This window comes from Streptomyces sp. AC558_RSS880 (assembly GCF_019049255.1).
Taxonomy (GTDB): Bacteria; Actinomycetota; Actinomycetes; order Streptomycetales; family Streptomycetaceae; genus Streptomyces.
The window spans coordinates 296,441-317,030 of sequence record NZ_JAGMUJ010000030.1 but is presented as its reverse complement, the minus strand read 5'-3'; the positions used below and the strand labels follow the sequence as shown (position 1 = coordinate 317,030).

The 20,590-nt window shown below is 65.4% G+C and carries 17 protein-coding genes; 5 read left to right on the top strand and 12 right to left on the bottom strand.

Annotated elements, in window-relative coordinates; all coding sequences use genetic code 11:
• Positions 1–57: 57 nt before the first annotated feature.
• From rsrA to KUM38_RS13350, 12 genes are all read right to left on the bottom strand, one after another.
• Entirely contained in the window at positions 58–369 is a 312-nt protein-coding gene (gene rsrA, locus KUM38_RS13405; RefSeq protein ID WP_085575468.1) for a mycothiol system anti-sigma-R factor, read from the bottom strand.
• Positions 366–1,052, bottom strand: a complete 687-nt coding sequence (sigR, locus tag KUM38_RS13400; protein ID WP_217129648.1) for an RNA polymerase sigma factor SigR — start codon at positions 1,050–1,052, stop codon at positions 366–368. Before sigR ends, rsrA begins: the two co-directional genes overlap by 4 nt.
• A gap of 256 nt (positions 1,053–1,308) precedes the next feature.
• Positions 1,309–2,040, bottom strand: a complete 732-nt coding sequence (locus KUM38_RS13395; protein WP_217129550.1) for an alpha/beta family hydrolase — start codon at positions 2,038–2,040, stop codon at positions 1,309–1,311.
• A 13-nt stretch (positions 2,041–2,053) separates the two neighbouring features.
• A complete protein-coding gene (locus tag KUM38_RS13390) occupies positions 2,054–2,869 on the bottom strand; it encodes an SOS response-associated peptidase (protein WP_217129549.1) in 816 nt (271 codons plus the stop codon).
• 48 nt (positions 2,870–2,917) lie between these two features.
• Positions 2,918–3,640: a DUF1775 domain-containing protein gene (locus KUM38_RS43585; RefSeq protein ID WP_374227053.1), complete on the bottom strand. Its 723-nt coding sequence runs from the start codon at positions 3,638–3,640 to the stop codon at positions 2,918–2,920.
• A 40-nt stretch (positions 3,641–3,680) separates the two neighbouring features.
• Complete coding sequence (locus KUM38_RS43580) at positions 3,681–3,869, bottom strand: transposase (protein ID WP_254397131.1); 189 nt, start codon at positions 3,867–3,869, stop codon at positions 3,681–3,683.
• Positions 3,870–3,990: 121 nt separating this feature from the next.
• A complete protein-coding gene (locus tag KUM38_RS13375) occupies positions 3,991–5,988 on the bottom strand; it encodes a DNA sulfur modification protein DndB (protein WP_217129548.1) in 1,998 nt (665 codons plus the stop codon).
• Positions 5,989–5,991: 3 nt separating this feature from the next.
• The gene (locus KUM38_RS13370; protein WP_161298564.1) at positions 5,992–6,795 is read right to left on the bottom strand and encodes a GIY-YIG nuclease family protein; all 804 of its coding nucleotides are present in this window, start codon (positions 6,793–6,795) and stop codon (positions 5,992–5,994) included.
• Between the two features lie 433 nt (positions 6,796–7,228).
• The gene (locus KUM38_RS13365) at positions 7,229–8,062 is read right to left on the bottom strand and encodes a phosphoadenosine phosphosulfate reductase family protein (RefSeq protein ID WP_161298565.1); all 834 of its coding nucleotides are present in this window, start codon (positions 8,060–8,062) and stop codon (positions 7,229–7,231) included.
• Positions 8,059–11,658, bottom strand: a complete 3,600-nt coding sequence (locus tag KUM38_RS13360; protein ID WP_217129547.1) for an AAA family ATPase — start codon at positions 11,656–11,658, stop codon at positions 8,059–8,061. The genes KUM38_RS13365 and KUM38_RS13360 overlap by 4 nt, the downstream gene beginning before the upstream one ends.
• Positions 11,655–12,773: a DUF4007 family protein gene (locus tag KUM38_RS13355; protein ID WP_161298567.1), complete on the bottom strand. Its 1,119-nt coding sequence runs from the start codon at positions 12,771–12,773 to the stop codon at positions 11,655–11,657. The genes KUM38_RS13360 and KUM38_RS13355 overlap by 4 nt, the downstream gene beginning before the upstream one ends.
• Positions 12,774–12,818: 45 nt before the next feature.
• Positions 12,819–14,003 (bottom strand): cysteine desulfurase family protein, encoded by a 1,185-nt coding sequence (locus KUM38_RS13350; protein WP_161298583.1) that lies wholly within the window; start codon positions 14,001–14,003, stop codon positions 12,819–12,821.
• 462 nt (positions 14,004–14,465) lie between these two features.
• Between KUM38_RS13350 and KUM38_RS13345 the strand changes: the two genes are divergently transcribed.
• The 5 genes from KUM38_RS13345 to KUM38_RS13325 all read left to right on the top strand — a co-directional run bounded on the left by KUM38_RS13345 (position 14,466) and on the right by KUM38_RS13325 (position 20,587).
• Positions 14,466–16,094 (top strand): DEAD/DEAH box helicase, encoded by a 1,629-nt coding sequence (locus KUM38_RS13345; protein WP_217129546.1) that lies wholly within the window; start codon positions 14,466–14,468, stop codon positions 16,092–16,094.
• Between the two features lie 53 nt (positions 16,095–16,147).
• On the top strand, positions 16,148–17,974 hold the full coding sequence (locus KUM38_RS13340) for an ATP-binding protein (RefSeq protein ID WP_254397076.1): 1,827 nt from the start codon (positions 16,148–16,150) through the stop codon (positions 17,972–17,974).
• Entirely contained in the window at positions 17,971–18,867 is an 897-nt protein-coding gene (locus KUM38_RS13335) for a phospholipase D family protein (protein WP_161298570.1), read from the top strand. Before KUM38_RS13340 ends, KUM38_RS13335 begins: the two co-directional genes overlap by 4 nt.
• Positions 18,868–18,941: 74 nt before the next feature.
• Positions 18,942–19,589 (top strand): hypothetical protein, encoded by a 648-nt coding sequence (locus KUM38_RS13330; RefSeq protein WP_161298571.1) that lies wholly within the window; start codon positions 18,942–18,944, stop codon positions 19,587–19,589.
• A gap of 197 nt (positions 19,590–19,786) precedes the next feature.
• Positions 19,787–20,587, top strand: coding sequence for a phosphoadenosine phosphosulfate reductase (locus KUM38_RS13325; protein ID WP_161298584.1), 801 nt, complete (start codon positions 19,787–19,789; stop codon positions 20,585–20,587).
• Positions 20,588–20,590 lie beyond the last annotated feature (3 nt).

Sequence of the window (20,590 nt, the reverse complement as noted above, 5' to 3'; positions counted from 1 at the left end):
CGATAACCCGCGGATTAGCACGTTCGAGTGACACAGGAGTCGGGGAACCGCGGAGTGTCAGGACTCCTGCGGTGCGGCCGGTGAGGCCGTGACGTCCTGGTCGGGGACGGCCTGGCCGGAGCGGATCAGATCGAGCCGGCCCATGACCTTGGAACGCAGGTCACCCGGCACGTCGTCCTGCCCGCAGCAGCGCTTGACCAGCTTCTTCACCGCCTGCTCGAGCCCGTACTTCTCCAGGCACGGCGAGCACTCCTCGAAGTGGTGCTCGAACTTCACACAGTCGGAATCCGGCATCTCACGGTCGAGGAACTCGTAGAGATGATCGAGGATTTCGCTGCAATCCGTCTCGTGCGGCTCTCCGCAGCTCATGACCCCGAGCCTTTCGCTTCGTTCGACTCTCCGGCGCCGGCCGGGACCAGTCCGCGCTCACGCGCGTAGTCCTCCAGCATGCCGCGCAGCTGACGGCGGCCACGGTGCAGCCGGGACATCACCGTACCGATGGGTGTCCCCATGATGTCCGCGATCTCCTTGTAGGCAAAGCCCTCCACATCGGCGAGATACACCGCGATGCGGAACTCCTCGGGGATCGCCTGGAGCGCTTCCTTGACGTCCGAGTCGGGCAGGTGGTCCAGCGCCTGCGACTCCGCGGAGCGCAGACCCGTGGACATGTGCGACTCGGCGCGCGCGAGCTGCCAGTCCTCGATCTCCTCGGCCGCGCTGCGCTGGGGTTCGCGCTGCTTCTTGCGGTACGAGTTGATGAAGGTGTTGGTGAGGATCCGGTACAGCCACGCCTTGAGGTTGGTGCCCTCGCGGAACTGGTGGAAGGACGCGTACGCCTTGGCGTACGTCTCCTGCACCAGGTCCTCGGCGTCGGCCGGGTTGCGCGTCATGCGCAGGGCGGCCGAGTACATCTGGTCGAGGAACTCGAGCGCGTCCCGCTCGAAGCGCGCGCTGCGCTCCGCGGTCGACTCCGCGCCCGTGCTGCCCTGGCCCTCGGGCTGCTCCGCCTGGCCGTGTTCGGTCCCTGCGCCGGTACCGGGAACCGGACCCACCTCCTCCAGAGTTGTCGTGAGACCGAAAGCGGTCTCACCCGAATCGGAGGATAGACGACGATCCGGTCCGCCCGCCGCCCGAATCGGGACGGTCTTGGCCGCGTGCAGCACCGTCCAGTCCAGGTCGGCGCGGGCACTGCGGTTCGGGCAGAACGTGGAACCCATGCGGCGGACTTCCTCTCCTACGGCGGCGATGCCGTTGACCGGCACATACGTCCGTCCCAACAGCGGGATCCGCGCGGGCATTCCCGGTGCCTCACCCGAGTGAGGCGGTCCACCGCACGACCGCGTCCGTGACCACCGCCACGGCCTCCTCCTGCGTGAGGTCCGCCCTTTTGGGCACGGCGAAGCCGTGATCGCCGTGGGGGACCTCGACCAGTTCGTACGCCCACCCGTCTCCCACCACCGCCCTCGCACCGACGCTCCCCCAGGGCTGAACGCCTGGGGGGACCCCCATCGCGCGGCCCCTCCCGTACTCGGGGAACTCCGCGGGTCTGCCGAAGGGGTCGTTGCCGCCCTGGACGACGAGGGTGGGCACCCCCGCGCCGAGCAGTTCGCCGGCGCGGGACTTCTCGGGCCTGCCCGGCGGATGCAAGGGGAAGCTCAGGGCGAGTACGGCGTGGGCGCCGAGTTCCGCGGCGGTGCGGCAGGCGACGCGGGCGCCGGCGCTGCGCCCGCCCGAGACCACCGGCAGGCCCGGCTTCGCCAGCGCGGGCCAGATGCCGCGCCAGCCGGTGTCGAGGGTCTTCGGCGCGGGGGCCACCTTCTTGCCGGCCACCCGCCAGGGCTGTTCGACCAGGGCGACGGTCACGCCGTGCGCGGGCAGCCCGGCGGCGAGCGCCTTCAGGTCCCGGGCCTCGATGCCGCCGCCGGCGCCGTGGCCCACCGCGAGGACGAGGCGGGCGCGCTCACGTGCGCGGTGCCAGGTGACGCGGGCGGGGCCCGCGTCCGTCTCGACGGTCTCGGTCGTGACTGTCGTGTCTGCCATGTCGGGGGTCACGTCAGAAGAGTGTGCCCTCTTCCGGCGCGGCCAGCTCGGTCAGCAGCTCCGGTCCGTTGTTGCGGACGTTGCTGACGGCCGTGGGGACCGGGTAGGCGCGCATCAGGCCGGAGGGGGGCGGGGCGAGCAGCCCGCGCAGCTCCTCGACGTCCGTGCGGGCGGGGTCCAGCCAGGCGTCCCAGCGGTCCGGCGTGAGCATCAGCGGCATCCGCGGGTGGATCTCGGCGAGGGTGTGCGGGCCGTCCGCCGGCGAGACGGCGAGCGGGCTGCTCTCCGCCTCGGTGGTGATGACGGAGCACGTCACCCACCAGGTCTGGGGGTGGTCGTCCGGCAGCGTCCGGTCCCGCCAGAACTCGTACAGCCCGGCCATGGCGAACACCGAGCCGTCGGCCGGCGTCACGAAGTAGGGCTGCTTGCGGGGCCGCTTCTTCTTCCCCTCGACCTCCAGGTCCCGCTCCTGCTTGCCGGTGACCCACTCGTAGTAGCCGTCGGCGGGCAGGATGCAGCGCCGGGAGGAGAAGGCGCGGCGGTAGGACGGCTTCTCGTGGACGGTCTCCGCGCGGGCGTTGATCATCCGGGCGGCGCCCTCGGGCGTCTTGGACCAGGAGGGCACCAGGCCCCACTTCAGCTTCCGCAGCTGCCGAACCGGGCGCGGGTCCGCCGCGTCCTTCAGGGCACGGTCGAGTACGGCGTAGACCTCCTTGGTCGGCGCCACGTTGTAGTCGGGCGCCAGGGTCTCCTCCGGCTCCCACTTCTCGATCTCAAAGATTCCCGCGAGATCCTCGGGCCTGCGACTCGCTGCATACCGTCCGCACATATGGACACTCCATCTGACCTGCGAAAACGTGCTTTAGTCAGCACCAAGTCAGCACGGTGCTGGTGAGCGCCATATCCATCGCCTTGACCGCCAGCGGCAGGCCATTGCTGGCGAGGTCGTGGCGTACCAGTGTCGCAGGTCGTGAGACGACCAACCGTAACGGACCGCATGCTCACCCACGGCGGCGGACAGGTTCATTGTGATGTGCAGGGCAACTGAGCCCTTGCGCCATGGCTCCGTGGCCTTGATTCGGGGGAAGGAGAAATGGAACGGCGCCCTGCCGGCAGCCACCGGCGGCAGGGCAGGTGCGCTACTCCGCCCGGGATCCGGCGGAACGGCTGCGCACAACGGCAATGCCGGCGGCTGCCAGGCCCAACGCCGCGACCAGCCTGGCGATGTCGGGGCCACGGTCGGTCGATTCGCTGGCCGAGGCGGTCGACCCGGCGCTGTCGAAGCCCTTCGTACTCGCCGACGAGGCAGTCGAAGAGCCCCCGCCCTCCTCGCGCCCTTGGCGGTGAGCTTGAGCACGGGTGCCGGGTTCTCCAGCTCCTGGCCGCCCTGGGCCTCGATCCAGCGGACGATCTTGCCGTCTGAGTACGTCTGCAGGGTCTTGAAGGTCAGCTGGCCCGTGTCGTCGGGCAGCTGGCCGAAGGCGACGTTGAAGTCCTCGTACTGCCCCGGGGCGATCTTTCCGCCGCTGAGGTGATCTCGGAGACGGCGTCGGTCTTGACGGCCGTCTTGAGCTTGGTGGTGGTGACCTGGGCGGTCCAACCGTCCTGTGGAAGCCGGGATCGTCCAGCTCGAGGCAGAGCTAGTACCTGAAGTCAATGCGGCACCGCACGGCCTCCGCGGCAGCGCGGTCGGACAGGCTCAGGAGGAACTGCAACACGCTCACCGTGGCCAGTTGGGCGGGTGAGAGGCCCGGGCGCCCGTCGCGCGGGTACTGGTCGGCAAAGTCGTCGTCGTGCCACAGTCCGTCCAAGCGGTCCCGCACCCACATCGCCGTCGTTGCGTTCGGGTTGCGCACCTCACCACTGGGTTGACCTGCACCACCGTCACGAGGCTGCCCACTGAACACGCTCGTCAGCCCGAGCCCATCAAGATCACCGACAGAGTCAAGCTCAGACAGATACCTGCGCGATCTGGGCCAGGCGGCGGGCGCCGAGGACTAGAACCCCTTGCAGTACGACGTCATCGTCCGCTGGCACGCCCGATGCGCGGAGTTCGCTCTGGACATACGCTTTCGCAGCATTTCGATATTCGATACATGCCTGTCGGGTAACGCCAGCCACAACGCCCGGCGCCCGACCACGACCGATTGTTTCGAATTGTTGTGCAAGCCAGCGATACGCCGCAAACTGAAGACTTGATTCTGCGGCGTCCGCCATCACTCGATCGTCTCGCAAGTAAGGACTATCTGGATCTGAGATCATCTTCCAGGCCAGCTGTTCAGAGGTTGTCAGGGCCTCTGAAGGGATACCCCCATCGGCGAGCACCGCCGCATTCTCTCTCAGCTCGACAATCGGGCACATGACCGAAAGAGAAACCAAGCCCTTGACGCCGTTGGCACCAACCTTAGTGTAGTTGACATTTCGGTCGCCCTTAATTCCGGTTCCAAGCCAGAAGTCAGGGTTGGCGAGATAGGGAGCAACCCGCGCGTTCATTCGTTCGATCCAGCGTTCAAGGACTGCGAACCTATCCGATGAACATTCCCACTCGCCCGCAAATTCAGACCGGGCGATATCAAACCTGACCGCCGAGAGAAGGATGCCGCGCTGAAAGATCACGGCAAATGCGTTATCGCCAGATTTCACATTCTCGGCGATGCCGCGGGCAAGATCACTCGGATCATTCCCGGTGCGAGTCTGAAAAGCCTGCTTTCCGTACTTATCGAAGCCAAGCCAGAGCTCCAGAGGGCCGCCGATTAGCCCTTCCGCCTGATAGTCCTCCCTCAGCTTTTTGTAGGGCTCCAACTGTAGGAGGGGGCGCACGATCGCCTGTCCGACACCACTCGCGAAGGCATCCGCAACTGCAGAGACTTCTTCGGCAGAAAATATGAACGGCAATGCGTCGTCTTCATACTTACTCAGCCTATTGCGCAGGGCGAGCTCCGACCAGCGTGAATCACCTACCGGGCCGATGAGCGCACTTACCTTGGTGATATATTCACGTAGGCCCTCATAGTCCGTCTCGTCGCAACGATTCGGATATATCTGCCGGATGGTCTCATGCAATCCGAGGACACTTGTAAGATGCAGGCCCCGATCGAATTTTGCCTGATCCGAATGCCAATCGACGAGCGCCAGCGGGATTCGATCAATCGAATCTTGACCGTTGCGACCGTCTCCGACTTCCGACGTCAAAAGACGACGCATACTTACGGACACGATGTCCTGATCATCAAGCAGATATGTGCGCGTCTTTGAGACCGCCACGGCGTGCTTATTTAGGGCGACAAAAATGCTCCTGCAGGCATGGAGTAGCCTGTCCTGATCTCGAGCAGGAACGAATCCAGCTCTCTCGTCAAGAACCAAGAGTAGTACAGGAATCTTCGTGGTATCCGGCTTGAGCAGATTGGTCTGCGGTGAGTCGAGGATCTTTTTCAAGGCTAGGAAGCGGTGTTGGCCATCGAGAATCACGGCACGAGCACGCTTAGTACTCCACCGGATGAACCCGATATCCGTTCCGGGCAAGCTGTCGATTTGGACGGGACCGATCGACGTACGTTCCAGATCACCATCTGGAGTTTCAGCCGGGGCGGCCGAGTCTTCAATGTAGCTTTCAGCGACCGTGTCAGCCTTATCTGGATCGACCGGCAAGAGAACGACGGTGAAGGCGTTGAAAAATTTGAGCGAGCCGGATTGCCTCAAGTAAGTAGCGATCGGGCCGGCAGCACGGTCCTCGTCTACCGTTCGCTGAAACAGTTCCTCGAGGTTTACGGGCTCGTCGTCACTAAACGCTAGCTCCCGGGCCAGGCGCAGGTACTGATCTGCTTCCCTGATGGTCATCGAGATAGAGAAATAGGGGACTTTCTCATCACCGATGGCGTATTCGCCTCGGACGTAAGAGTACTGGTCGGTATAGGCTGGACGACGACGGCTTAGTGATGAAAGGCTCATGAGCTAGTCCATCTTCATATTCAACAAAGGGTGGGCGGCACGAATGGTCAGCGACTCAGCAAAACGCACCAGCTGATCTGCTTGCCTCAACTCAGGGGCTGCCGCGGCGTCAAGTTCGGAGTCCGAGAAGAGAGTGTCATCGTCTTCGGCGTCCAAATCGTTACCCCCGCCATCGTCCTCGTCTGCGCCGTCATACTCTCCTGCGCTGAGCATATTTCTTGCCGTCGGTTCCGCCGCGCCGGCCGCCCGCAAGGCGCGAGCACGTTCTTCTTCAGCCGCCACAAGGTCCGCGATATTGTCGGGGGACGTAACAGGGAGCATGAGCACCGCACAGTCATTGACAGTCAGCCCCAGACGCTCAAGCTCGCCACTGAGATGCGAGTCCGGCTTCATATGCGCCTTTAGGCGCACCGACAAATTGACGGCCTTACCCACGTACAGCGGCCTCTGAAACAGAGTGGCACACAAGAAAGCCCATTCAAGATGCAGGTTTCGAGCCTTTATCATCTCTTCCACCCGGACAGCTGACGCACGTGTAAGTCCAGGCGGAGCATCCTGAATCAGGACATTTCTATATCGTCCAACCATTCCAACTTCGAGCGGCTCGCCACGGGGCGCACTGATTCGCGTCTGAACGAGAGAAATTACGTCTTCCGGTTCGCGCTCGAGTGCCGTCTTTCCGATATCAGTGAAGTCAAGTGTCCATATATAGATGCCGGGCACTCTTGGTATCAGCTCGGAACGTTCCCGTCCCATCGCCAAGTACTCGCGAACGTTCAGCACGCGCGTTTCAAACGCAGTGAACACCCATCCCCCCATGGTGCACGGACGCGCGGATCCGCTCGCTCTGCCGGAAGTTGAGCCCATACCCTAGCAGTAGACCTCTTCAACTTGAGTGGGAACTTGCCGACTTGGTGGCGGATGAAGGTCGGCAAAGGGATGACTGCCAAAGACTCCTGGACACCGGCTCCGGGATCCACATGGGCTGGCCGTTGACGTTCGCCCCGCCCAGTTCGGCGCTTCGGTTCCTGCCTCCCTCCAGCCCGACTGGCGCCCACAAGCTGCCTCATCGCGCAGAGCGACATCCAGACGAGCAGTGGTCCTGCTACTGGTTCCTCAGCCGTCTGACTGACCTCTCGCAGCCCCGGGGCACAGGCGCGCGTTTCGGACGCAAACTACCCGGAAAACGCACTGGCCCGGCTCGGTGTACCGCGCCGGGCCAGTCACTTGTATGTACGTCTCAGAGGTGGCAGACGGAGCAGCCTGCCTCGTCGTCGTCGGAGTCAAGCGCGTCCGAAAGTACTTCCAGGAGGGGCCGGTTGGGCTTGATGCGCTTGGCCGCGCGGTCAAGGGCGGCCTGGTGCTTAGCCTCGATCTCGTCCTTGCGCTCTATGAGCTCCGGGAGCGACTCGCCCTGTGACCAGGTGTAGTTGCGGCCTTTCATGGCGGTGTGCCGGTAGCGGACCTTCTCCTCGTATTCGACGGCCTTGTCGTAAAGGTCGGGGTGGCGCTCCTTGAGGCCGACCCACTCGTGCTTGCGCTGGAAGAAGCAGAAGTAGCAGCCCGAACGCGTGCGCCACTCGTAGTAGCCGGGCAGGCCGATGCCAGCCTCGTCGAGGATGCGCATCACGCCGTCCTTGTCGATGCCGTCCTCGCGGAAGGGGAAGACCGCCTCGATGTTCGGCTTGGTGCTGACGTAGCCGAGGCGGTTTTCGTCGGCCCGGATGGCCACATAGGAGATGACCTTGTCGTCGCCGACCCACTCCTCCAGGGGCTTGATCTTCAGATTTTTGGTGCACCAGCGCATCTGCGGGCTGGGCAGGGTGCCCTGGTAGACCTCCATCCAGTGATCGAAGTCCCGGTCGGCGTTGAGTCGCTCGATGGGCTTGCCGAGGGCCGCTTCTAGCCGGTTGAGGTACTCGTACGTCTCCGGGAGTTCAGCACCGGTGTCGCAGAAGAAGTACTCCATCTCCGGCACGCGATCCCGCATGTAGATGGCAAGCGCCGACGAGTCCTTGCCGCCTGAGATACCCAGGACGTGGCGAACCTTCTCCTGGGTGACTGGATCCGTCATGCCCCCTCCTTCGTTTCAGTTGCTGTGGCAGCGGGTCCATCGGCAACGCGTTGCGCAAGAGCGGCGAGCAGGATCCGTGCGCCGTCGGGTCCGAGGGCCTGCTCAGCCTGCTGCAGTACGTCGGCCGCAAGCTGGTCGGCCTGGCCTCGGGACTGTTCCGGCACGTAGATCAGCGTCCGCCGTTCCGCTCCTGTCTTGTCCGTCAAGGTCAACAGCCGAGTCTCCAGATTTACTTCCTGCTCGCGGGACTCGCCGCTGTCCTGGTAGAGGTGTGCAACGCGGTCGAGGGATGCGGACATCTCGCGTGCAAGGCGGGGGAACATGCCTGCGTCCCGGTCATCCCAGTCTCCGAGTGCCTTGTTGCTGAGGCGGACGACGATTGGGTCGAGCCAGTCCTCGTCAGCGAGGCTCTCGCTGAGCGCGAAGTCGACGAAGCCTCGCAGCTCCGGGTTCAGTGACACCGTGGCGAAGCCACTCAGCCGTGCGGCGAGCGTCGACCGCAGCTCGGGAAGAGTCGCGGGCAGACGGAACTCCTCGGCAAGCACCGCGACCACCTCTTCTCGCAATGTGCGGTCGATTCCGGTGATCTCGTCTGCCGCTGCGGTCAGCCTGTTGACATACTCCGTGGCCGCCTCCGCGTTCGCGCGGCTACCGGCTTCGAAGGGGGCGAGACCCAGCGCCTTGGGCAGAGCCCGGAAGAGCAGATCGTCCGGATCCTGAGAGTCTTCCAGGGTGTTGCGCACGGCGAGTGCATCCGGAGAGATGCGCTTGGTCTTGCGGGCGTAGCTGTTCAAGACCATGACGCGTTCGAGCAGCGCCCTGGCCACGGACAGCAGATCGGGGTTGCGCAGCGCCTGTGAGCGTGGTGGTTCGACCTTCAAAGACACCAGGAGCTTCTTGATCACGCTGGCGCGCTGGCCCTGCCCGACCGGCGTGTATTTCACCTCGAAGCGGACGGGGGCGGCGAGGATGCGGTCGACGACGTCCGGCGTCAGCCGGGGCAGGTAGGAGCCTTCTTCGAAGAGGGCTACATCGTGTCGGCGGATCACCAGGGCGGTGACGACCAGCAGCGGCCAGACACCGGCCTTCACCCCGTAGGGCGGGCTCATCAGGACCCGGATGATGTGATCAAGGCTGGTACGCCGGGTTGCCGCGTCCAGTGCCTTCTGCAGCGCCTCCCAGACAGGCTGAGCATGCTCGTGGCCCTCGCCCGGAGCGGAGAAGCCGTACGGCAGCAGGCTGTTGGGGGATTTCTCGGCCTGGATGGTGCTGTTGGCCCGGTGCAGGCCAAGGTAGGCCAGCGCGCCGCTGTAGATGGCTCGTTCCGGGCCGTATCTGCCGGCCGTCGAGTCGAAGCCCAGGTACTGCTCGCCAGAGCGGGTGAGCATCGCGTCCAGCACATCGCTTCGGGCACGGGCGGCGTTGCTGGTGAGTGAGTGCCGTCCGAGCATCTCGTTGCGGATGTGCGGGGTGTGCCGGTAGACGTTTTCGCAGGCGAAGGAGACCAGGCCGCTGAGGCTTCGGGCCGGCAGACTTGAGCTGTCGGCGGCCGTTCCAGGGGCCAGTCCGGCGTTCCACAGGTCCCAGGTGGCGTCCTGAGTCGGCGGATAGAAGGCCGCCTGGATGACCTCCCGCAGTTCGGCCTCCGCCTGGACGGCGCGGTCGGTGACCTCCCGCCGGGCGACGTGATCGAGTTCCTTGTCCTCGAGCAGCTCTCTCAGGGCGATGAGGTGCGTGGCGGAGCTGAGCACCACGTCGGGGTGGGCGGTTGTTCCGAGGATCACCGGCAGCGTCGAGTCGACCGTGGGCAGCTGGTCCCGGGAGCCGAGGTGGAAGACGAGGAGGCCGTCGGCCGGGTCCTTCAGCTCGTCCGGCGCCGGGATTTCGCGGGTCTCGGGGCCGCTGACGGCAGTGAGGAACACCCGCATCATCCCGGTGACCTGACTGTGGCGGCCGGCAACCACCGCACTGGGGAGGTGTGCGCCAAGGCGCTGGACGACAGAGGCATCGTCGAGGTGACTGATGATCTCCTTCAGACGGGCGTCGATATCGAAGTCTGTGCCCTGCCAGACGCGGTATTCACCGCTGAATTCCCGGTGGACAAGGAAGCCCCGGCGGACGAGGTCGGCGAGCTGCTCCTCAAGGCGGGCGAAGGCGCCTGCATCGTCCAGGTCGGTGGGGTCGTGGAGCGCGAGGTGGATCACGTCGCTGGTGGCGCTGAGCGCGCCGTCGGCGTCGATGAGGTTAAGCACGCCGATGGTCTTCAGCAGCCACTGGTCGGCCTCGGGCAGCCCGTTGGCTTCCTTGATGCGTGCGTCGACTTCGATCCAACGGCCTGCGTTGGAAGCCGCGAGCAGCGAGGTCCGGCCGGAGTTGAGGAAGTAGTCATACAGCTGTGGCAGCTGCACGGTGCTGGCGCGTTCGGCATCCGGCCGGGAGTGTGCGGCCAGCGAGTCGCGGACGGTGTTGGGCTCTCCGCTGTTGAGGAAGCCCGACAGGCTGCGGTCGTGCTGGCCGATTTGCGCCGCCAGGATCGGCGCAGCGATCGCCGTCAGAGGGTGCAGCGGGTAGAGGTCGGCGAAGTCGTCGCTGGCCAGCTCGGTAAGAACGTTCAGGCCGTGGTTCTTCCACGCGAGGGCTGATGCCTGGGCCGAGGCGCGGATGAGGTCCTGACCCGCTGCGTCGACCGCGGAGTGGTCCAGACGCCGGCGCAGGAGCTGTAGGGAGTCGCCGTGGTGCGGGACGAAGGTGACGTCTTCGAAGCGGCCCTGGATCTTTGCCCATTCGCGGATCTTGAGCTCACTGGACCGTGACGCGTAGTCCATGAACGACAGGTGCTGCAGGGTGACCAGGAAGACGGGCATGCCGTTGGGCCCGGCGCTGTGCTCGGCGAGCTCCTGCAGGAGGAAGAGATCGTTCTCGGCGCCGGAGAATTCGTTGTGTCCGGCGAGGTGTTCCAGGGTCTTGCCGAACTCGTCGATGATCAGCAGGAGCGGCTGCTGATTGTCGGTCAGGGCCTTGATGGCGGCCATGACCTGCTTCGTCTTCGTCCCGGTCGTCGTCGGGTCTTCGCAGGCGGCGAGTGCTGCGGCGATGTTCTTCGGGATGCGCTTGCCCCAGCGGCGCTTTGCCGCGGTGTTCAGCGCACGGGTCACGGTGGCGACCAGCGGTTCCCGCCGCGCGGTGGCCACGGCCCCGAGGAACCCGGTTCTGGTGCGCTCGGCCCGGGCCGTGGCGAGACGTTCGGAGAGGGCTGGGCTGGTGTCCGCGAGGATCTGGTGAGCCTCGTCGCGGCGGTCCTCATCGCGGCCGAGAAGCGCGTCGATCAGGTTGGCCAGCGTGGACTTCCCTGAGCCGTAGGGTCCGGTGAAGGACCAGGCGCGGGGACGCCGCAGGTCGCTGACAGCGTTGGTGAGGCGCTCCAGTACGTCGACTGCCCGCGCGCCGACATACGGTTGGTGCAGTTCGTCCTCGACGTCGCGTTCGAGGTTGGTCGAGCGCATCTGGGAGCCGACCAGTTCGATACCGGCCGGGAACTGAGGGGTTACCTCGTCCTGCGGGGTGCGAGAGGTGCGCGTGGGAGCTGCGGTGGTCACGCGTTCTCCTGAGTCGTGAACTGCTGCTGGTGGTCCTGGGGCTTGCGTTCAGCCTTCTCAGCTTTCTCGGCCTTCTCGGCCTCCTCTGCTTCGGCCAACTGCGGGTACTGCGCGCTCCATTCGGCCCGGGTGGGAAAGCCGGGGCGCCGGGTGACGTGGTCGTACTGCTCGTCGAGGATGTCCCAGGCGAGCGCCATCGGATCGCCCGAGAAGGACATGGTCCGCTGGCCGACGGCGTCCACCCGGTTGAGTTCCGGGCGACCCGCGGCGACCTTGTCCAGGGCGGCGACGATCTCAGGCTCCCGGACCCGGAAGGCCCGGCCGGGCGCTCCGGGCTCGTTGGCAAGCCGCGCCAGGGAGATGGAGCCGGAACCCTGGTTGTCGCGGGCGGCGTAGTCGAGGCAGGCGTAGACCAGAACGTGAGCCGGGAGAGAGGTGCGCGTGCCAGTGGTGAACTGCCACTCTTGCTTTCCCCGAGTGCCCACGGAGGTCAGCAAGTCCAGCTCACGGAAAGGGCAGGCCAGGAGGTCTTCATAGGTGGCGCGGGAACCGCTCTGTTCGACCGGCGTGCGCGCATACATCTTGGTCAGGCACTCGACATCCCGGGTGATGGACGCCTCAACCGGTCCATCATTGAAGGAGAAGTTGACATGCCGCGTCACGACCTGCGTCATATCCGCGATGGTGAAGCGAGAGAACGGGGCAAGGTGAAACGCCGTGTACCAAGCGGGGGCCCAGCATTTGGCGCCCGGCCGCGACGACACGAGCCACCAGTGCAACAGCCACAGGCTGCCAGGTTCCTCAAGGTAGGGATCGGCGCCATGCTCGTCGAGCAGCCACCGTGCTTCCCAAGTGGGGGAAGCGTACTGGGCCTTGGTCTTACCGGCCGGGTCGGCGTGCTCGCGGGTGAGCTTGAACGCCTTTGACCAGTACCGCATGGCATGGACCATGTTCTTACCCACGCCGAGCAGGACCGGGGCATCTTCGGCGAGGAAGGCTGCCGGATTGTCCTTGACCTGCAGGTACGCCTTATGCAGCCAGCCGAAGCGGGGGGCGAAGGTCTCATGGCGCGCGAAGCTGGAATGTGCGGCTTCCGCGAGCCTACTGTCTGCCATACGAGGGCCTCTCAATACACGAAGAGATAAAGGGAACTGCTGAAGTCAGTGAGCAGCGGCTCCGGCTGTCGCTGCCAAGGCGGCGCGCACCTGGTGGACCGCGCGGACCACCGCCTCGGCAGCTGCGGCGGTCTCGTCTGCGGTTGTGGCGTAGCCGAGGGAGAAGCGCACAGTGCACTCCGCTTCCTCCCGGCTCAACCCCATGGCGAGCAAGACGTGGCTGGGAGTTGGGGCTCCCGAGGCGCAGGCGCTTCCGTCGGATGCGGCTATGTGCGGCATGGCGGCCATGACTGCGTCAGCGGGGGCGCCTGCGAAGGTGATGCTCGTCACGCCGGGCAAGCGGGGGGCTTGTTGTCCGTTGATGCGGCATCCGTCCACAGTCGTGGTCACCATGTGCTCAAGCTGATCGCGCAGTTGGGTCACGCGGGCGACGTCATCGACAAGGTCACGGCTGACGGCCGCAGCGGCAGCTCCGGCACCGGCGATCCCGGGCACATTGAGCGTGCCGGCCCTCCACCCCTTCTCCTGCCCACCACCGGTGATCAGCGGCCTGAACGGCAGCGGTGTACCACGTCGTACGAACAGTGCGCCAACACCTTGAGGGCCGCCAAACTTGTGGGCCGACAGCGACAGAAGGTCAACGTCCACTTCGGATAGGTCTAGGGGCAGCCGGCCGATCATCTGCGTGGCATCCGTGTGGACCAGCGCACCTGCGGCATGCGCCGCCTTGACGACCGGAACAAGGTCGGTGAGGACCCCGGTTTCATTGTTGGCCGCCATCAGGGAGACGAGACTCACACCGCCCCGGTCAAGCTCTTCCTCCAGGGCCCCGGTTTCCACCAGGCCGTCTGCCCGCATCGGCAGGACAGTCAGTGATCCCGGCTCGTATTGGGTCAGATCCCGGGCGGTCTCCAGCACTGCGGGGTGCTCCGCACCGCTCGTCACGATCCGGGCCCCGCCGCGGTGAGCCGCGCGCAGGGCCAGATTATTCGCCTCGGTTGCCCCTGACGTGAAGATGATCTCCCCGGGCGAGCAAACGAGCAGGTCAGCAAGGTGCCGACGAGCAGTCTCCACACGATGGGCGGCCTCCCGGCCGGGATGATGCACACTCGACGCGTTACCGACGGCCTGCAGGGCCTCCAACACTGCCGCCAACGCTTCGGGCCGGATCGGAGCCGTCGCATTGTAGTCGAAATACGCCGAAACCGTCCCCTCGGACTCACCCCTCATACCCCACCTCGTCTCGCTCAGCACCGCACACAATCTACTCCTGGTGGAACCCGGACGTGTGCACCGGGGGCACCACCAGGAGTGAGTCGCGATCGTAGCGATCGAGATCGATCAGTCAGCGAAACCGACACTCAGCCCGGAACGCAAACTGCAACTCGAACTAATGTTCCCTATTGCTTGGGTGCCTGCAACCCATATCGGGAAAGGGCATCGACGCAGAGGCCGTACGAGAACCTCGGCGGAGCCTGCCGCACCCTCATCAACACCTCTGAGCTGCCAATATCAGTCGCTGAGACCCGAGTGTCAGTGCGTGGGTTTATGGTGATCAGGCACTGTAACCCTGGGGCGACTCAGAGTTGCGGGCTGCTCTGCATGCACAGAACTGAGGCGGGGGCTCCGCGTGTTGACGGCCATTCAGACATCGAGGGGAAATCTCCCCTGTTCCGCAGGGGTGGTGAATCGATGACAGCGTGGTCGCCCGGCCTGTCCTTCCAAGCCGTGCTGGACAGCGCTCCGTTGCCGTACATCCGCGAGCGGCTCGGCACGCACATGTGCGCTCTGCTCGACCTCATCGACGGCGGAAGCGCCAGCGATGAGCGGCTCCGAGCAGTCGCCGCCGTGACGGTGGACGCCGAGAAGCTCGTGTCCGATCACACGGACCGCGAGGAGCTGCTGCGGCTCCTGCCCGCCGACAAGCAGACAGAGCTTGCCCAACGTCTTGGAGCGGACGGCGCGGGCACCGATGCCCTTCTCTACCTGAACGGTCTGAAGTGGGCGAGTGAGCAGCAGCGGCAACTGCTGGAGTTCTTCGGCTTCAGCGTCGACAGGGCGCCTGCGCTGCCCCCGCTTTTTCGGCAAGACGCCGAACCCGAGTACGGGCTGTTCCCCCACCAACGGCGCGCAGCCGCACGCGTGAAAGAGTTGCTGTACGACGGACCGCGGCGGGTTGTCCTTCACCTGCCGACAGGCGTGGGCAAGACCCGCACCGGAATGAACCTGATCGCCGACCATCTGCGGCAGCACGAGCCCACCCTCGTGGTCTGGCTGGCGCGTGGGCAGGAACTGCTGGAACAGGCGGCTGCGGAGTTCGAGCGCGCGTGGTCCAAGCTCGGCGACCGTCCGATTACGGTCGTCCGGATGTGGGGCGAGGCGCCCACCGATGTGCAGGCGCTGACAGACGGCCTTGTCATCCTGGGGCTGGAGAAGGCCGTCTCCGCGGACAAGAGCGATCCGGAGCTTCTCCGCAAACTCGCATCGCGCAGCACCCTCACCGTCTTCGACGAGGCTCATCAGATCATCGCGCCGACCTACCAGCGAGTGGTGGACGCCCTCACCATCCGCCCCGATGCCAGCTTGCTGGGCCTGACGGCCACCCCCGGCCGAACCTGGGCGGACGTCACGCAAGATGAGCGACTGTCGGACTTCTTCGCCCGCCAGAAGGTCATGCTGCAGATCGACGGATACAGCAACCCGGTAACCGCCCTCATCGAACAGGGCTACCTGGCCAAGCCCATCATGAAGACCGTCGCCTCCGAAGCCGGCCTGCATCTGTCCGCGCGCGATCAGCAACTGCTCGCGAAGTCCTTCGACATCCCGTCGGACATCATCGCGTCGCTGGCCCGCGACGAGCAGTGGAACCTCAAGGTCGTCCAGACCGTGCTGGAGCTACTGGAACGCCAGCACCGCAGGATCCTGGTATTCGCGGCCTCCGTTGACCACTGCCTCCTGATCGCCGCCGTCCTGTCGGCGCTCGGCCTCGATGCCGACTTCGTCACCGGCGAGTCCTCTCCCCGGCACCGGAACGACGCCATCAGACGCTTCAAGGGCGCCGGCCGACGCCCCATGATTCTGTGCAACTTCGGGGTCCTGACCACAGGCTTCGATGCCCCGGCGGCCAGTGCTGCCATCATCGCCCGACCGACCAAGTCGCTGGTCCTGTACAGCCAGATGGTCGGCCGCGTCATCCGCGGCCCCAAGGCCGGCGGAACCACCACCTGCGAGATCGTCACCGTCGTCGACCCGGAGCTGCCCGGGTTCGGAGACGTGGCCGAGGCATTCACCAATTGGGAAGACGTATGGGAGACCGCGTGACCGGCGAGGGAAGCAAATACCGGATCGTCAGCCCTTCGCTGACCGTCAAGGCCATGCGCGACAGCGGCTACAAGAACACCGCCTACGCGCTAGCCGAGCTGATCGACAACAGCATCGACGCGGAAGCCACTCTGGTTCAGGTCTTCGCCTGCGAGAGCCCAGTGCAGGGCGCCACGCAGACGAGGCACCGGGTGGACACCATAGCTGTCCTTGACAACGGCAGGGGGATGGACGCCGAACGCCTGCGGCGCGCCTTGAAGTACGGCGACGGCCTCGGGGGTGACCGCAACCGCATCGGACGCTTTGGCATGGGTCTGCCCAACTCCAGCATGTCCCAGTGCACCAAGGTCGAGGTCTGGTCATGGACCAATGGGGCCCCGAACGCCATGTACACCTACCTCGATCTTGAGGAGATCAACGGCGGACTCGACGACGTCCCCAGTCCCGTACACCACCCCGTGCCAGAGTACTGGAGCGACCTCAGCGAGGCACCGCTGGGAACCACCGGCACCCTCGTGGTCTGGTCAAACCTTGACCGGGTCAAATGGCACGGCGCCGGCGCCACCCTGCGCAACACTGCCGAGCTGATCGGCCGTGTGTACCGGCACTACCTCCACGACGGCAGGGTGGAGATCAAGATGGCGCCGGTCCGCGAAGCAAAGGTCCTCGAAGGAGACAACGGAGCGTACTTCGCCGAGCCCAACGACCCCCTGTACCTCATGGACTCAACGGGGACGCCGCCCCCATTCGGGAACAAGCCCATGTTCGAGCCCTTCGACATGGGCAACGAGAAGGAACCCGGGGTCGCCTACTTCCCGATCACGGTCGATGGGACGAAGCACAACGTGAAGGTGCGGGCATCCATCGCCCGGCCCGAGGCCCGCCGCGCCGATGTCGAAGGTCACCCGTGGCCCGACAACGCGAACCCCAACGGGAACCCCGGTTTCCAGCCGTGGGGTCAGCATGCTCGTCGGAACATCGGGATTTCCCTGGTCCGGCAGGGGCGCGAACTTGACCTCGATTCCAAGTGGGCCATCGGGTACGACCCCGTCGAGCGCTGGTGGGGCGTCGAGGTGGAATTCCCCCCGGAGCTCGACGACATCTTCGGCGTCACAAACAACAAGCAGACCGCCACGGTCTTCTCGTCTCTCGCCCACTTCGACTGGACGGCCGAGGCCGAGGGGGACGAGACGCCCAAGGCGTTCAAGGACCGCATCGCCGAGTTCGGCGACCCGCGCCTTCCGTTGATCGATCTCGCGGTCTACCTGGAGAAGAACCTCCTTCCCGCAATGCGGCGGAAGCTGAGGCAGCAGACGCTGGGCAACCGGGGAGGCAAGAAGCGCCACGACGACGTCGTCACGTCCAAGGCCACGGACGCGGTGAAGCGCCGACAGGAGGACGGTCATACGGGAACGACCGACCGCCTGGCAGAGGAGGCCACCGAGAAGGACAAGCGCCAGGAGCAGTTCGCGGCGCTCACCGAGCGGCATCACCTCGACGAGCACACCGCCCAGTCCATGGTCGACGAGGCACTGGAGAAAGACTGGCGTGTTCGCTGGATCTCCAGCCCGCAGGACTCCACGGCGTTCTTCAACATCGACCTCATGGCCGGCATGCTGCAGGTGATCTTCAACACCGAACACCCGCTGCACAGCGAGCTGATGACCGTCCTTGAAGACGTGCCCGAAGACGCGAGCGAGACCGAACTCCGCCAACGTCTCGCCCGCGCCTCCGACACCTTCAAACTCCTCGTCTTCTCCTGGGCCCGCATGGAGGACGAGATCCCCAACAAGCGGGACCGCGCCAGGATCTCGGACGCCCGGCGCGACTGGGGCCGCTACGCCCGCGACTTCATCGAAGACGGGAGCGATGACGAGTGACGCAGCCGGACCACGTCTGGCAGCAGATAGCCGACCTGATGAAGGGTGCCACGACGCGAGTCGCCCTTGTGGCGCCCTTCATCAAGAAGACCGTCTTCGAGGAGACCCTCGCCTCGGTGCCGGCCTCGGTGGAGAAGATCGAATGCGTCACGCGCTGGACTCCGGCGGAAGTAGCCGCCGGAGTCTCCGACCCCGAGATCATCGAGGCGGCGGAACGGGACGAACGCGTCAAGATCACTCTCTGCCCGTCGCTGCATGCCAAGATCTACGTCGCCGACGACCGATGCCTGGTCGGATCCGCGAACCTGACCGGCAAGGCCACCGGCCGAGTCCCCAACGCCAACGTGGAGCTCTTGCTGGATGTACCCCTCACCCATCCCGAAGTGCAGCGCGTTCTCAGCCAGATCGAGTCCCGCTCGACAGCTGCAACACCCGTGGTGGCCGCCCTTGTCCGGCAGCAGGCAGAACTTCTGAAGGAGGAACGCATCCCGCCTCCGGCCGAGGGTGAACCCGCCCCCCTCTGGTACCCGGAGACGAGGCGCCCGGAGAACGTGTTCGCGCTGTACAGCGGGCGAACGCGATTCACCTCGCCGGTTGAGGCCGGCATCATCCAGGACCTTGCCATGCTCGATGTCCCGGCAGGTTTGGCGGAGCACGACTTCAATGCGGCGGTCGAAGCTCGGCTGCACGCCATCCCAGAACTCCACAAGCTGCTCGTCGGCGAGCGCCTCAGCAACATCGAGCTCCAGAAGGCCATCGTGGAACGGACAGGAGACCCCGAGGACCAGGCGCGCAGGACGACGGAGACCCTCGCGGCCTGGCTACAGCACTTCGGCCGCTATTACACCGAGGTGGGCTCATGGGAGCTGCGCCCCGGCATCGAGCACGCCTAAGATCACAGCCACGGCGTGGCCTGCCAGCACGTCGCCGACGAACACGGGCACAGGGTGATGGGGAAGGCCGTTTCATGGCACAGGTACGCGTCCCGTTCCTCCTCGGGCACGCCGAGATTGCCTTCCTCTTCCACGTGGAGCCGCAGACGTCGCAACGGTGGCGGACGGAGGGCAAGCTCGACGAGCCCGATCTGATCGCGTCGGGCAATCCATACTGGCTGCTGAGCACGGTCATGCGACTTGACGGCGAAGGCGACCGCAAAGTCGACCGGGAACGGCTCGCCCGGCATAAGGCTGGTATCCCGCTCGGCTACGACCCGGAGGACAAGGAGCACCTCCCGGTCGTCGTCGGTATCCAGGAGGCAGCACGTGTTCTGGGACGGGACGCGCAGGCCATCTCTCGGTGGCGCAACCGGCAGCGGATCGCCGAGGCCGATCTCCTCCTCTCCGGTTCTCCGCTGTGGCTCCTTGAGACGATCCTGGACGACGCACGACAGCGGCAGCGACCCATCGTCGCTGCCGAAGTCGCTGCACTGCGTGCAGGACAGCGCGCTCCTCAGAAGCCTCGTGGTCGAAGACTCAAGGCCCCGACGGCGCGCCCACCTCGACAGCCACCGCCTGCTGCTCAGACGTTCGCAAGCGCTGACCATGGCGCCGCAGCCGAGTTCCTGACGTCCGTCCTGGCTCAGGGATACTCCGTCACCATCAAGCCCCAGCCCTAGCCCCCGGTCTTTGGACGCCAGCAGCAGTGACCAACCTCCGCGTTCGCCGACAGCAGTGAGAGAAACACTTGCTTCTTGATCACTGTATCCATACTGTCTCTCATATGTCGATCTTGCAGCAGAGGCCCGGAGCCCATCACGCCGATCCCACCGACTCCATCTCCCCGGCCGCTACCCGTGAGCCCAACCGTCCTCGGATGAAGGTCGTTTCCTACGGAGGCGGTGTCCAGAGCACCGCCCTGCTCGTGCTGGCAGCTCGCAAAGAGATCGATTTCCGCGCCTTCCTGTTCGCCAACGTTGGCGACGACAGCGAGCACCCCGCGACCCTTGCCTACGTCCGTGAGATCGCCATCCCGTACGCCGCACGTGCGGGACTGGACATCCACGAACTCAAGCGGCGCCGACGCGACGGGGCCACGGAAACGCTCATGCAGCGGCTGAACCGGCCGGACACCCGGTCGATCCCCATCCCCGTCCGCATGGCCAACGGCGCTCCTGGCCGCCGCAACTGCACCGCCGACTTCAAGATCAAGGTGGTCGGGCGGTGGCTTCGGGAGCACGGCGCCACCGCAGAGGCCCCGGCGGCGGTCGGTATCGGCATATCGGTCGACGAAATCCATCGCGCCAACCGTCGGCGGAGGGAACCTCACGAGGTCATCGAGTACCCCCTCCTCGACCTCGGGCTGCGCCGGGACGACTGCGAGCGCATCATCGCCGGGGCCGGCCTGCCGGTACCGCCCAAGAGCTCCTGCTTCTTCTGCCCCTTCCGCACCGTCGACGCCTGGCGCCACCAGCGTCGGCACGAGCCCGAGTTGTTCGCCCAGTCGGTCCGGCTGGAGGAGACGATCAACCATCGGCGGGCCACACTCGGGCGGGATGCCGTGTATCTCACGAGGTACGGCATCCCGCTCACCCAGGCCATCCCGGATCAGAACCCGGGGGAAAGTGACGTCGATGAGGATGAGGGGGCGTGCGACTCCGGCTGGTGCATGACCTGATAC

What these genes read in the sequence shown, in the direction of transcription:
- rsrA (WP_085575468.1), bottom strand. Translation starts at nt 369, where the DNA reads ATGAGCTGCGGAGAGCCGCACGAGACGGATTGCAGCGAAATCCTCGAT.
- KUM38_RS13395 (WP_217129550.1), bottom strand. Translation starts at nt 2,040, where the DNA reads ATGGCAGACACGACAGTCACGACCGAGACCGTCGAGACGGACGCGGGC.
- KUM38_RS13390 (WP_217129549.1), bottom strand. Translation starts at nt 2,869, where the DNA reads ATGTGCGGACGGTATGCAGCGAGTCGCAGGCCCGAGGATCTCGCGGGA.
- KUM38_RS43580 (WP_254397131.1), bottom strand. Translation starts at nt 3,869, where the DNA reads ATGTGGGTGCGGGACCGCTTGGACGGACTGTGGCACGACGACGACTTT.
- KUM38_RS13375 (WP_217129548.1), bottom strand. Translation starts at nt 5,988, where the DNA reads ATGAGCCTTTCATCACTAAGCCGTCGTCGTCCAGCCTATACCGACCAG.
- KUM38_RS13365 (WP_161298565.1), bottom strand. Translation starts at nt 8,062, where the DNA reads ATGACGGATCCAGTCACCCAGGAGAAGGTTCGCCACGTCCTGGGTATC.
- KUM38_RS13355 (WP_161298567.1), bottom strand. Translation starts at nt 12,773, where the DNA reads ATGGCAGACAGTAGGCTCGCGGAAGCCGCACATTCCAGCTTCGCGCGC.
- KUM38_RS13350 (WP_161298583.1), bottom strand. Translation starts at nt 14,003, where the DNA reads ATGAGGGGTGAGTCCGAGGGGACGGTTTCGGCGTATTTCGACTACAAT.
- KUM38_RS13345 (WP_217129546.1), top strand. Translation starts at nt 14,466, where the DNA reads ATGACAGCGTGGTCGCCCGGCCTGTCCTTCCAAGCCGTGCTGGACAGC.
- KUM38_RS13340 (WP_254397076.1), top strand. Translation starts at nt 16,148, where the DNA reads ATGCGCGACAGCGGCTACAAGAACACCGCCTACGCGCTAGCCGAGCTG.
- KUM38_RS13330 (WP_161298571.1), top strand. Translation starts at nt 18,942, where the DNA reads ATGGCACAGGTACGCGTCCCGTTCCTCCTCGGGCACGCCGAGATTGCC.
- KUM38_RS13325 (WP_161298584.1), top strand. Translation starts at nt 19,787, where the DNA reads ATGAAGGTCGTTTCCTACGGAGGCGGTGTCCAGAGCACCGCCCTGCTC.